The 11,255-nt window shown below is 35.0% G+C and carries 21 protein-coding genes; all 21 read right to left on the bottom strand.

What is annotated here, in order from left to right:
• Window positions 1–178, bottom strand: a 178-nt coding sequence (locus IPM51_12200) for a hypothetical protein (GenBank protein MBK9285059.1), incomplete at its 3' end; no start/stop codon positions are given.
• Window positions 179–497: 319 nt separating this feature from the next.
• On the bottom strand, window positions 498–1,046 hold the full coding sequence (locus IPM51_12195; GenBank protein MBK9285058.1) for a hypothetical protein: 549 nt from the start codon (window positions 1,044–1,046) through the stop codon (window positions 498–500).
• 23 nt (window positions 1,047–1,069) lie between these two features.
• Window positions 1,070–1,447, bottom strand: coding sequence for a hypothetical protein (locus IPM51_12190; protein MBK9285057.1), 378 nt, complete (start codon window positions 1,445–1,447; stop codon window positions 1,070–1,072).
• Between the two features lie 95 nt (window positions 1,448–1,542).
• Entirely contained in the window at window positions 1,543–2,634 is a 1,092-nt protein-coding gene (locus tag IPM51_12185; GenBank protein MBK9285056.1) for a hypothetical protein, read from the bottom strand.
• A gap of 111 nt (window positions 2,635–2,745) precedes the next feature.
• Window positions 2,746–3,168, bottom strand: coding sequence for a hypothetical protein (locus IPM51_12180; GenBank protein ID MBK9285055.1), 423 nt, complete (start codon window positions 3,166–3,168; stop codon window positions 2,746–2,748).
• A gap of 174 nt (window positions 3,169–3,342) precedes the next feature.
• A complete protein-coding gene (locus IPM51_12175) occupies window positions 3,343–3,759 on the bottom strand; it encodes a hypothetical protein (GenBank protein ID MBK9285054.1) in 417 nt (138 codons plus the stop codon).
• A complete protein-coding gene (locus IPM51_12170; GenBank protein ID MBK9285053.1) occupies window positions 3,756–4,163 on the bottom strand; it encodes a hypothetical protein in 408 nt (135 codons plus the stop codon). Before IPM51_12170 ends, IPM51_12175 begins: the two co-directional genes overlap by 4 nt.
• A 222-nt stretch (window positions 4,164–4,385) precedes the next feature.
• The gene (locus IPM51_12165; protein ID MBK9285052.1) at window positions 4,386–4,907 is read right to left on the bottom strand and encodes a hypothetical protein; all 522 of its coding nucleotides are present in this window, start codon (window positions 4,905–4,907) and stop codon (window positions 4,386–4,388) included.
• 10 nt (window positions 4,908–4,917) lie between these two features.
• Complete coding sequence (locus IPM51_12160; protein ID MBK9285051.1) at window positions 4,918–5,385, bottom strand: transglutaminase domain-containing protein; 468 nt, start codon at window positions 5,383–5,385, stop codon at window positions 4,918–4,920.
• An 18-nt stretch (window positions 5,386–5,403) separates the two neighbouring features.
• Window positions 5,404–5,568, bottom strand: coding sequence for a hypothetical protein (locus IPM51_12155; GenBank protein ID MBK9285050.1), 165 nt, complete (start codon window positions 5,566–5,568; stop codon window positions 5,404–5,406).
• A 307-nt stretch (window positions 5,569–5,875) separates the two neighbouring features.
• On the bottom strand, window positions 5,876–6,178 hold the full coding sequence (locus tag IPM51_12150; protein MBK9285049.1) for a hypothetical protein: 303 nt from the start codon (window positions 6,176–6,178) through the stop codon (window positions 5,876–5,878).
• Window positions 6,175–6,462 carry a hypothetical protein gene (locus IPM51_12145; GenBank protein ID MBK9285048.1) on the bottom strand — a complete coding sequence of 96 codons (288 nt, stop codon included), beginning with the start codon at window positions 6,460–6,462 and terminating at the stop codon, window positions 6,175–6,177. Before IPM51_12145 ends, IPM51_12150 begins: the two co-directional genes overlap by 4 nt.
• A gap of 243 nt (window positions 6,463–6,705) precedes the next feature.
• Complete coding sequence (locus IPM51_12140; GenBank protein MBK9285047.1) at window positions 6,706–6,903, bottom strand: hypothetical protein; 198 nt, start codon at window positions 6,901–6,903, stop codon at window positions 6,706–6,708.
• 55 nt (window positions 6,904–6,958) lie between these two features.
• Complete coding sequence (locus tag IPM51_12135) at window positions 6,959–7,894, bottom strand: protein rep (protein ID MBK9285046.1); 936 nt, start codon at window positions 7,892–7,894, stop codon at window positions 6,959–6,961.
• A 298-nt stretch (window positions 7,895–8,192) separates the two neighbouring features.
• Window positions 8,193–8,447 (bottom strand): hypothetical protein, encoded by a 255-nt coding sequence (locus tag IPM51_12130; protein MBK9285045.1) that lies wholly within the window; start codon window positions 8,445–8,447, stop codon window positions 8,193–8,195.
• A gap of 347 nt (window positions 8,448–8,794) precedes the next feature.
• Window positions 8,795–9,109, bottom strand: a complete 315-nt coding sequence (locus IPM51_12125) for a hypothetical protein (GenBank protein MBK9285044.1) — start codon at window positions 9,107–9,109, stop codon at window positions 8,795–8,797.
• 129 nt (window positions 9,110–9,238) lie between these two features.
• Window positions 9,239–9,415: a hypothetical protein gene (locus tag IPM51_12120; protein MBK9285043.1), complete on the bottom strand. Its 177-nt coding sequence runs from the start codon at window positions 9,413–9,415 to the stop codon at window positions 9,239–9,241.
• A 1-nt stretch (window position 9,416) separates the two neighbouring features.
• Window positions 9,417–10,142: a hypothetical protein gene (locus IPM51_12115; GenBank protein ID MBK9285042.1), complete on the bottom strand. Its 726-nt coding sequence runs from the start codon at window positions 10,140–10,142 to the stop codon at window positions 9,417–9,419.
• Window positions 10,135–10,425 (bottom strand): hypothetical protein, encoded by a 291-nt coding sequence (locus IPM51_12110; GenBank protein MBK9285041.1) that lies wholly within the window; start codon window positions 10,423–10,425, stop codon window positions 10,135–10,137. The genes IPM51_12115 and IPM51_12110 overlap by 8 nt, the downstream gene beginning before the upstream one ends.
• Window positions 10,426–10,447: 22 nt before the next feature.
• Entirely contained in the window at window positions 10,448–10,975 is a 528-nt protein-coding gene (locus IPM51_12105) for a hypothetical protein (GenBank protein MBK9285040.1), read from the bottom strand.
• Between the two features lie 3 nt (window positions 10,976–10,978).
• On the bottom strand, window positions 10,979–11,255 hold a 277-nt coding region (locus IPM51_12100; GenBank protein ID MBK9285039.1), incomplete at its 5' end, for a hypothetical protein.

Genomic DNA, 11,255 nt, shown 5'->3' with positions numbered 1-11,255 from the left:
CAGTAACAGCCGTTACACCCGTTCCAATAATTATTCCTTGATTAGTCGCACCAGTACCGGCCGAGATTTGCATGGTTGTATTCGCGTTTTGTAAAACGCCGCTAGTGTTAAGTGCATTTATTCGACTATTCCCAAACGGAGCCGGCGACGTCGCAAAATCGACATCATTATTACTCATTTGACTATATAAACATTGTAAAAAATTAGCGACCAAGCTTTTACCGTAAAATTTTCGGCTTAACTTATTATCGATATAAGTTTCGACAATAGTTATGATTTGCGGTTTAAATACTTTATTAAAAGCACTTTCGACTTTAAAAGGGATTTTCATTAAATTACCTCAGTTTCTTTGGTTACTGTAATTGTTGTTATTTTTTCGCTCCGCTCACTAGAAACGAAAGTCCCCACTAAAAGTTTTAATGCACATTTTAAAATTGTTGCCAAAATAAGCCGTCCAATCTCTTTAAAGTTTTGCGTACTTTGTTTTGCTTTACGTCTTAGAAAATATAACATTGTAAAAAGACCTTAACCAAAGGCGGTTGAACAACGTTATTTAATATATCTTCAGTTATTCGCGCATCAACTCGAAAACCTATCGATTGTATTTTCTCAGGATACTTATAAAAAATATTATCAATATCCAAATCAAGCGGGACGTTACCGTCACCGGCCGGCGGTACGATTAAAGTTTCGGCCGGGAATAATTGAACCGGAGCATTATTAATAAAAAAAGTAAGTTGACAGCCAAAGTCATAAACTTCAAACAGTCGATTAATACGATTATTGCCCGGAATAGTTTCGGCGGCGGTTGTGCCGCCGTCATCGACATACAAATCAATCGAATTGTTTTCGTAATACGAAACAATTCTAATACCCTTAACAACGATTGACCGGCCTTGTATATCTGTTTGCGGTATATTACCAACTAAATCGGAATTATCGGCGCGGCCGCTAAATTGATAAACTTTAAATTGACTTATTAAAGGCAATGAAAACAAATCTAAAGCGCGCGCGGCTTGATCCGCTTTTTTATTACATTCATTCATAAGTAAAACCAGTTATAAAATTTTTAATAGCTTTTACTACATTCAACTTTATAGCCCCATAGTTGAATTTGACTACTTAACGCGCCGCCGGTTGTGTTTTGCAATTGAACATTTATTTGACTGTTTGCAGGAATCCGAACCGGTTCCGGTAAACGGACCGGGTAATCGTCCTCAGCAAATAAACGCGTATCAAGCGGGACGTTCGAAAACAAATCACCGCTAGCCAAAGATAATTGCGCTAAGATACCGCCGGCCGCTTGTTTGGTTGCGCGAACCTCAACAAGCATAAAATCGGCGTCATTTGATATATTAATTTGAGGCGTAATGACGGCGCCGGCGCCAACGTTTGTTGCCGGTATTGCGTAACAAAATAAAGCAGGTTTTATTATACTTTTAAACATTGTTTTTGATCCTTAAAAAGTTTTTGATTTAAAAGCTTAAAGGGAATAAAAAATTTTTATTCCCTAAATAAGCATTACAATAAAAATAAGAACAATTACGCAACGCGCCTTGTTTCAACGCCTCGCATTGCGACTGTAAACTCACCTGTAATACCGAGCGACGCGGCCGGTTGTGTTAGGTTAATATTTACCTTAGCATTGGCCGGGAATTCCAACGGCACGCGCAATGTTTTTGATTGTCTTACATTCATTAACATACTGTAAGCGGTTGTATCCGCGCCGGCGCTCGTAATATTGCCAGCAAAGCCAGCGACAACGCTAAGCATGTCTTGTAAATTCGCGTTATAATAATCAACGTCATCAATTGAAATCCGTAAATTGTTTTGTAAACGTGAATCGTAAATCGTTCCAGGTACGATAGGAACGTCAGGCTGATTAAATAGGACTTCAATATTTTGCAAACTAAATGTTTGAAGATCACTAAGGGGGAACGTTTGACTAAATAAATTTTTCGCTTTGTTTGGTTCCGCGAACATGCTAAAAGTTTGTTGATTGCCGTTTGGTATTACGATTGTATCGTAATAAGTAACCGGTACTTGCTGAAATTTATTATTCTTTAAGTTGTCATAGTAAAATGATTCAAGTTTATCAACTTGCAAACCATGCAAAACTAATTTAAACGGCACCGTATCAAACGCGGTTGCGGCGGCGGCGGTTGTTACAAATTTAAATTCAAACGCGCTTGTTGAATTCATTATAATAGGCAAAGGCAAATTACGTTTTACATTATGAACATTAATTTGCAATTGCTCAGGCGTCGCGTTTTCATTCAAAGTATATTTATACTGAAGGAAATCCATTCCCGGTATTTTGCATTGTAAACGATTATCAACTGAAATTGCTAAATAAGATTGTTGTAACAATTCATTTAAAGCATTGATTTGCGCGGTTGTGTTAATTGTTGTATCAAGATAGGCGCTTATCGATTCAATGAAAAACACCTCAGAACCGCTAAGCGGTAAACGTTTATTGCGTTGAAAAATATTACCGAGCGCGGTAACAAAGAAAAAATACTCTAAAACGCCGGCGGTAATTGTTAACGCATCGTAATAAGGAAAATCTTTACGCCTTGCGTTTTGACCGGAACGCGGGTACAAAGTCGCGTTTAAAATATCTCTTGTATTCACTTTTGAACCTCATAAAAATAATTAATAAAATAAAAACACTAACTAAAAAACTAAACTAAACGGATCCGTCAAACCTAAATAAATAAAGTTGACGGATCTTAAAAACCTTAATTAATACGAATCGCGATAGCTTGAAAACGTTAATTGATTAGCCGGGTTATTTGTGTAATCATTTAAACTTAAATAATCATCTAAAGCCGGCCGTTTAACTTGCATTACATCAAGAACGGCCTTTGTTCCACCGGCCGGCGGTAATGCAGGCGGTACGGAACCGGAGCCGCCGCCGAGTAAATTTTCAACCATAGGCGCAACAAACGAAACAACACCAATACCAATTGCGGCGTTTGCTAAATCAGGACGTTTAAAAAATGATCCGGCCAAATAACCGGCACCAACACCGACCGCCGTTTCAAGCTCAGGCGAAACCGGTAAAACGCTTGATAAAAGTTTCGGCGCTTGCTGTACTATTAAAGTCGCTCCAATAACATCAACAATTAATTTTGTATTGAATCGAACCTTTGACATTTTTCTCATGTTTGCATCTCCTTAATGAATAAGTTTTTTATTTGCTTAAAATTTCCGATAATTCTTTTAAAATCAAATAGCTTGAACCGGCTAAAATTATTAATAGCCATATTGGTAAATCCGTCTTAACGTCATAACATTGATTTGCATTTAAACAAAATTTAGAATTCAATTGAATCGTTTTCATTTAGTCACCTTATAAACAACTAAGCCAGCAATCAAAAGCCATAACAAAAGGCCAGTCGAACCAAAGTTAAAACCCAAATCAATTTTAAAAGGGCTAAACGGATTTAAACCGCTTGATTGACCGGCCGCGCTTGCGGTACCGGTGCCGCTTGATCCTACATTAAAGCCATAAGTCATAACAAAATAACTGTAAACATCGGCGGCGCAATTAACATTTTTAAAAGTGTTTTTGAGATTTGAAAACGGCCGCGAGTTATAATAAGACTGTAAAAAGTTTTTTGTTAATGGATAAGGCGCGTTTTTAAGATTGCTGTTTTGTCTAAGCGCGCGCGTTTTTTCTGTTTGACTATTTGCAAAACTCAGAATAGTATTAAAATCACATTCTTTAAAAAATATATCGTCTTTTAAATTCATTTTACTTTGTATAAAATAAAACCAATCGCGAGCGCACCAAATACCAAATATTTGGGATCAATACCAAATAAACCGGGATCAGTAACGGTTGTTTGTTGCGGTTGCGCCGTTTGTGTTTTTTGCGGTTGCTTTACAGTAACGGAACCGCCGCCGGTCGTCGAACCGGAACCGGAACCGGAACCGGAACCGCCGCCGCTTGACGGAACGATAGGCGTATAAACTATGCCGTAATTTTCAACGTTTGGATTTTGAACGATTAAAAAATCTTGACCACTTACCTTGACGGTTGCGTAATAAATCAAGCCGGCATTTTGAAACAAAAATTTCAAGTCACTTGATTTGTTTAATGGAATAGTATTTAACCCGGTGCCAGTTTGACCGGTTATAATATCCGTCCATTCCAAATTAAATGTAATTGAGGTAAAATTTGCCTTTGCCGATAAGATACGAAAATAGTAAAACCGGCCGCGCTCTAAGTTTGCTAAAAAAACATTTACTAAATCATTTGTCAAATATGTTTTTAATCGACTTGATATGTTTGACTTACAAAGCAAATCACTTTGACAATAAATCGAAGCGATCTGATTAATAACTTGTAACTTTGAAAAATCAGTAACCATGATTAATTACTTTCGTTTTTTTGTTTTCATTGCCATAACTAAAACAACGCCGCCGATTGCGATCGGTAAAACCGCGCTCCAGTTAATTGTTTGACCAAAACCGCCCGGCGTTTGACCAACAGGCGACATGCCGCCGGTTCGACTTTCCTCATTTAAGATTGCATAAAACGCGCGCATGCACTCAATACATGATTCAGGTTTATTATATTCCCAGCATGAATCTTGAACAGCCGGGCAAATTTGACGCCGATTGTCCCAAACAAACGCGGCGGTAAACGGTTGTATATTACCTAAATCCGCATCGTAATGGATTCGCGCTTCAAGGTATTGCCTTAACTTTGTTGACCAAAAACCGGAGCCGGGAATTAATTGAATCCAGTCTTGACTATTTAAACGACGACGGCCGCCGCCGAAAATATTAGGGAATATTTGAGACAATACCGCAACGCCGCCCGTTATAATCGAAACCGGATCAGCTAAATTATTTCGGTCTTGAAGCGTTACAATTTCATACATTCTATTTTTCATTGGATCAACCTTAAACTATTTTATAAAATTTATATTTACTTGGTAAAACATTAAACAAATCGTTTGCGCCGTCGATTAAAACAGGATCATGAACGCCTTTACGATTGCACCAAACGACGACATGAGTAAATTTATTTTGCTCCGCACCTAAAAGCATATAATAAGAATCAAAGCCGCCAATAATATCTAAAACGGTTTTTGTAAATACCGCGAAGTCGTCGCAATCGCCTATTTTTTCAGTCAACAAAACATGCGGCGCTCTTATTATTTCATCAAAAGGCGCGTCGTCTTTATAAGTAAAATTATTTTTAATATAAGAATAAACTTTGCCGGGAATGCAAGAAAGGCATGGCGTTTTGAAAGTCTTATTGACAAATGAAAGAAAAGCCGCGTTATTTTTAGAAACCAATTCCAAATATTTCATTTGTTTGATGGTTTCACTTAAACCGTTTTGCGGCTTTACCGATATTTTTGTCATTAACATAAAAAAAACAACTTATTGCGGATCGGACGGCGTTTGTTGATTAAAACTAATTTCAATAAAACTAAAGTCTTTTGATTTTTTCATCTCAGCAATTTCAGAATCTAAAATAAAAACGACATTAAAAAGTTTTTGCTTTTCATCTTTCATATTAACGACTAAATAAAATTTGCCCTGCATTTGAATTCCTTAAAAAATTGTTAAACATTACACTCGCGAAACAACTAAAAATAAAAATCATTGTCAAGTAAAATAAAAAAAGCGCCATTTACGGCGCTTTTCATCAATACGATATATAAAAGACTTTTTTATAAAAACCGGTCGCGTATAAATAACCCGATTGTATAAAAAATCGTCATAAAGAATAAAGCCAGTAAAACCATGACGGCCGTATCTTTGATATTTAACACCGGCGACAGGATATAAGACAAAGCAAGGCCGCCGATATAACAAATAATCAATTCAATCAATTGGAATATTTTCCACATCATTTTTTTGCCTCGTTTACTTTCATAAAATTTATTAATGAATCAAGCGCGTTTGAAATATCTATCGGTATTTCACGCCCGGCCGTTTCTTTAAATATATAAAGGCGCTCCTTAACTTCATTTACTAGATTGTCACTTGCATTTGTTAAAATGGTATTGCCTAGCAAACCGATAATATCAATTACTTTACCCGGCGAAAGCTTAAAAGTCTCAGCAAGCTTTTTAAGCTTGTTATAATCATCAACCAATTTTTTCAAGTCGTTAATTAATTGATCCGTTTCGTTTAGATTAATATTTTTCATAGTCTTAACCCGCTTATTTGAAATTCATTGCTAGCTATTAAATCATAATCAGATAAAGCCGCGCGTATTGAAGTACTATATAAAGTTATATTATTTACCTCATCAGGCGGCGACAAAAAAATCAAATAAATAAGATTATTCGGATTTGTTGAAACTTCTAAATAAACATCATGCACAACGCTTTTAATAATTGCCTTTGTGCTTAATAGCGTTATAAAATCAACATCAATTAATAAAAAGTCTAAACTTGAATCAAATAATTTTGTCATTAATCTAGATTCCATGTTACGCTCCATTTTATTTGTTGTAAATTATTCTTAAAAGCTTGATTATTTCGTCGTTTGATAAAACGACATCGTTTAAAATCCGTCTCACTAAATCGCTTTTATTAAGCGACTTTGAAAAATTAACTTTGATCCTGAAAGTAAATAAGTTTTGATAATAATTATTATCGACTTTGTCAGGATCAAACATTAATGTAAAATCGTCAATTATTTGACGCAATAATTTTGATTGTTTGCCCATGTTTAAAACTCGCTTTGCTCAAATACGGTTGAATGATCCAAATAAAATTGCTCAGGATTTTTGACCGTTTCGATTAATATTTGCATGGCTTGATTTTGATTAACCGCAATAATACTAAATTGATCAAAGCCCGGTATAGGATCAACGTTATAACGTCGAAAAAAGAAAATACGAAAAGTGTTTTGATTAAGTTGTGCCATGTTACGCTCCTATATTAATTGTAAGTTTAGTTATTAAGTTCAATTATAATGCCAATCAACCCGGCGGCGCCGGCTTTTCAATGAATAAGTTTCTGATAAACTCGTCACTTTCAAAATAGTAAGTAAAATCAAAATTATCTAAAGTTAATTTAAATTGTCTCACTAAACTAGCGACGAAATTTTCAATGGTTTTTGACGTCTCAGCTTCATAATAATACGGTAAATAATTCTTATCTAAGTCAATTTTACTTTGTTTCGGGAAAAAATTACGACTTGAATTATAACGCCGTTTGTTTAATTCATAAAAAAGCGCCGCCGTATTTTGTAAATCCATATTAAATAATTTGGGATCAATTAACTTATCTTTTTTTGCAACGTCTTTTGATAGATATTTATACAAGTATTCAACCGCATCGTTTTTTGATTTGACGCGTTCAACCTTTACCCGGTATGAATCTTTAGTAATTTTTAGCCATATATCAGATAAAGTTTTTTGATTAATATATTTATTCCACAGACCATGCACATGTACCATGCCGTCTTTACCGACTTCTAAAACGCGAAAATATTCAAGGCCTTTATACTCAGGCAATTTTCTCAGCTTGTTATTTAACTTTGTAAAACATTCAGAGACGCGCTTTAAATTATCGATTGTATCGTCATAGCTGTATTTATTCTTTAAAGTAAGTGTAAAGAATCGATAATTTTTTAAGTTAACTGTTTTCAATCTAGCCATTAAATCAAGCGTTTTTTTGCGACCGCATATCGGACATGAATAAGATTTGCATTTGGCCGGCGTAATTTTGATCAGTTTACCGGCCGGCAACTTTGCCGCCGGGTTCGATTGTTGTTCAAAACGCCAGGCGCGAAAGTCTTTTCGATCTAAAACTATATACTTATGACCGCATTTATTGACGACATTTTCGACATACTCATAATACGAATCGTAAACCCGGTGACGCCGGCCGTTTTTTTGCGCGTTTTTAGTCATTTTCTACCGGCGGGGAAATTAGGTCTATATAGTAGAGACAAGTTAAGGACATCGAATTTTTAACGCTCAGGATCACTTTTTTTGCATATTTATACGCTAGACATTCCCGGATTAATACAAACAATTTTAATAGAGTGTAAAAAAATATTATACTTTCGGGCTTAAAGTGTAAAGAAATTTTACACATTGGTATTATTAAGTTATTTGGTTGATCCGGGAACGATTGAAGGGCTAAAGAATATTGCTTAAAGGCTGTTTTTTCTATCATATATCAACGCTAGACGACGATAAAAGCAAATCAAGACATATCTTTTAAGGTTTTAATTAACCGGCTCAGCAACGCTTTACGGCTTTTTAGGATAATATTTAATATTTCGCCGTTTGATTCAATTGAAAACCGTTTTTTTATTTCAATCCGATAGTTTGATTGAGTAACAATATACAAATTTTTAATTGGATCATTGCGCCGCATTTCGATTGATTCAATAAACCTTTGTAAATCTGTAACATCGGCCGCAATTTTTGCCGCTTGTTGTGCCGTTTTTAAATCCATTTGTAACGCTCCTTAGTTTGTTTGTTGTAAGTGTTTTGTTTTTTTGAATAGAATAATATAACTCAGCTTTAACCGGGCCTTTAATGGTAACTTGACCGCATCAAAGATTAATGTTTTGAATTGTTTGCGTACCGCTTGATTAATTTTTTTTACTTTGCGGCTGTTTAACGCGGCTAAGTGATTTGATTTGATATAATTTGATTTGTCCATATTGTAAATATTTTAAGTGAAAAAAAACGCCGGTCAAATCGCTTTAACCGGCGGCACTTACAACATGGTCACATTTTTTGAGAACGTAACGGCTTAAAAATATAATTTTTTGTTGTAAGTGCAAACAAAAAATTTAGTTATTTTTTTGTCATTGCGTATTGCTCTAAACGCTCATTGATTAATTCAAGTGATAAAATCGCGCTCTTATATTCTTTACTTTCAGGATCAACGCGACATAAAACGTCTAAATTATAACAGGCTAAATCTAGATAGTCGCAAATTTCAGGCGGTACGCCGGGAATGTTGCGGCATGCCATTTGGGATATATCACAAACGACGGCGCCGTAATCGCAAACCGCTTGCGGTAACGTGCCGCTTGAACAGCCAGTAAACGAAATCATTGAAGTAAATAAAACAGTAACAACAACGAAGGGCAATAAAAATTTTTTCATCTCAAAAACTCCAATACTTAATTAAATAAAATTTGAAGAACTCAAAGCCAAAATAGAACGCGATTAATAAAAGCGCAAGTATAACAAAATATAAAATTGACAAACGCGCCTTTAATTTTTTTTTATTCATTAACGAGCAAGCCGTCTTGATTCACTTTTCAACGTCGCTTTATATTCGCGGCTTAGTTTTTTCAACTCAGCTTTTTTGCTTTTAATCTTTGCGCGAACCTTGCGAACCTTTGAAGATTTTTGAACCTTTGATAAAAAACTAGTTTTACGCGCGGTTCGTTTTTTCTTTACTGCCATTTTAATTGCTCCTTAATGGTAATTTTTGAATAAAGATTTTTAGATAGTTAATTATTTCGTTTAAAGTTTGTTCCGGGATTTGTGAATAGTCAACCATTCCCAAAACGCTCAAAATTTCTTGCGGTATGCCATTAATGTTTGAATCTTTTAAATTGTCAATTGGTTTTAAATTACCGCGCTTGACGTCTAAAAACATTTTAGCCATTTCAATGTATTGAGAAACGCCGCCGCTTTGTTGTGCCGTCTCTTGACATTCATTTAAATCCGTCTCTAAATCATCTATCTTATTTTCTAGCTTATTAATCAGTAACTCGCGGCGATTAATCTCAGCATTTAAAAAATTAATTTGCGTTTCATAACTTTGACGCGTCACCTGGATTAATAAATCAACTTGAACGCCGCCGCCGCTTGAAACGTTTACTATTTTTTGATTCAATTGGTTTATTGAATCTTTTATTTTTTCAATATCACTTGACGCCGCAACGTTTTTTGTTTTACCGTCTTTTAAAACGCCGCGAATCAAACCTTTATGTAATTGATCAGAATTTTTAAATTTCAATTGATAGTGATAAAATTCGCTCCCGACATCGGAACCAATTTTGATTTGCACGTCACGCCATGCTAACTTATCTAAATCGGATCCGTAATACGTTTTTAATATTTCTTTGTTTTTTGTAACGTCCATATAATCGACGTTATTTAAAACAGGGAATTTAATTTTAGTCATTTGTAAGTGCTTTCTTTAAAAGTTTCTCAATCGATTTTAAATCATCAAACGCATTTTTGAAATCGTTATTAATAAACATTTTCAAATTACTTTTAACGCTTGACAGCCCGGCTTTTTTATCGTCGCGCAAACTGTTTGAATCGTTAAAAACATCTAAAGCGCCGTTAATATCTTTTGAACAAAACCCGGCGTTTTTTTCTAGCCTTTGACATGCGTTTTTAACTTGTTCAATGTAAACTTTAAGCTTGATAAGCTTTTCAATTTCGGTTGTTTTGATTGCCATTTGTAAGCCTTTATTTTTTTTGTTATATATAATATAAGACTATACCGGGTATAATAGCAAGTAAAATTTCTTTTAACCCGGTCAAATCCGATTCAATCAGATTTTTGCTAAAATACGCGGCGTAATCACTTAAGCTTGCATTACCGTCATTAGGATTGTAACCATTCTCTAAAAAATTTTTTAAAGCGGTTGCACCGGCCAAATGTATTGCGGCTAACATTCCATAAGTATTCAAAGGCGCTTGAACGTTTTTATATTTCATTGTCCCGGTAACTTGACGGCCTTTGTATTGATCTAAATTATTATTAGCAATAAAGTTTAAGGAATCGAAAACTAAATAATCAAAATATAATTCTTGTAAGTCAGGCCGATTAATAAAGTTTGTGGAATTTATAAAAGCCGGTAAGTTGTATTTATTTTTTAAAGCGTTTAGTGTGGAAAGTGTGAATTGATATTTGCCGAGCGCACCAATTGAATTAATTATTTTATAATTACAATTCGATTCAACCCGGCATAATAAATTTTTATATTTATTTTTATCAATTGCCATTAATCAAGTTGTTATTTGAAAAGTAATAGCAACGCGATAAGTTGATCCGTTTGGGACATTATCTCCCGGCGAAACTAAATCGCGATAAAGCATAAAAGGGCCGCCGTTAGCATGTAAGATACCTAACTCATTGACAGTAATTGCGCCGCCACTCCCATTAATAAACAATCTTTGTAAAACAAAGGAAGAAGTTAAGCCAGTAATAACAACGCCTTGCGTACTAATTTGATTTTGGTATTGCATTTGGCCAGCGCCAACACCGTTCGCAATTAACGCGGCT

It is taken from the genome of Sphingobacteriaceae bacterium, from assembly GCA_016715905.1.
In the GTDB taxonomy this organism is placed as follows: domain Bacteria; phylum Bacteroidota; class Bacteroidia; order B-17B0; family Aurantibacillaceae; genus Aurantibacillus.
This window is presented reverse-complemented; position numbering and strand designations above follow the sequence as displayed.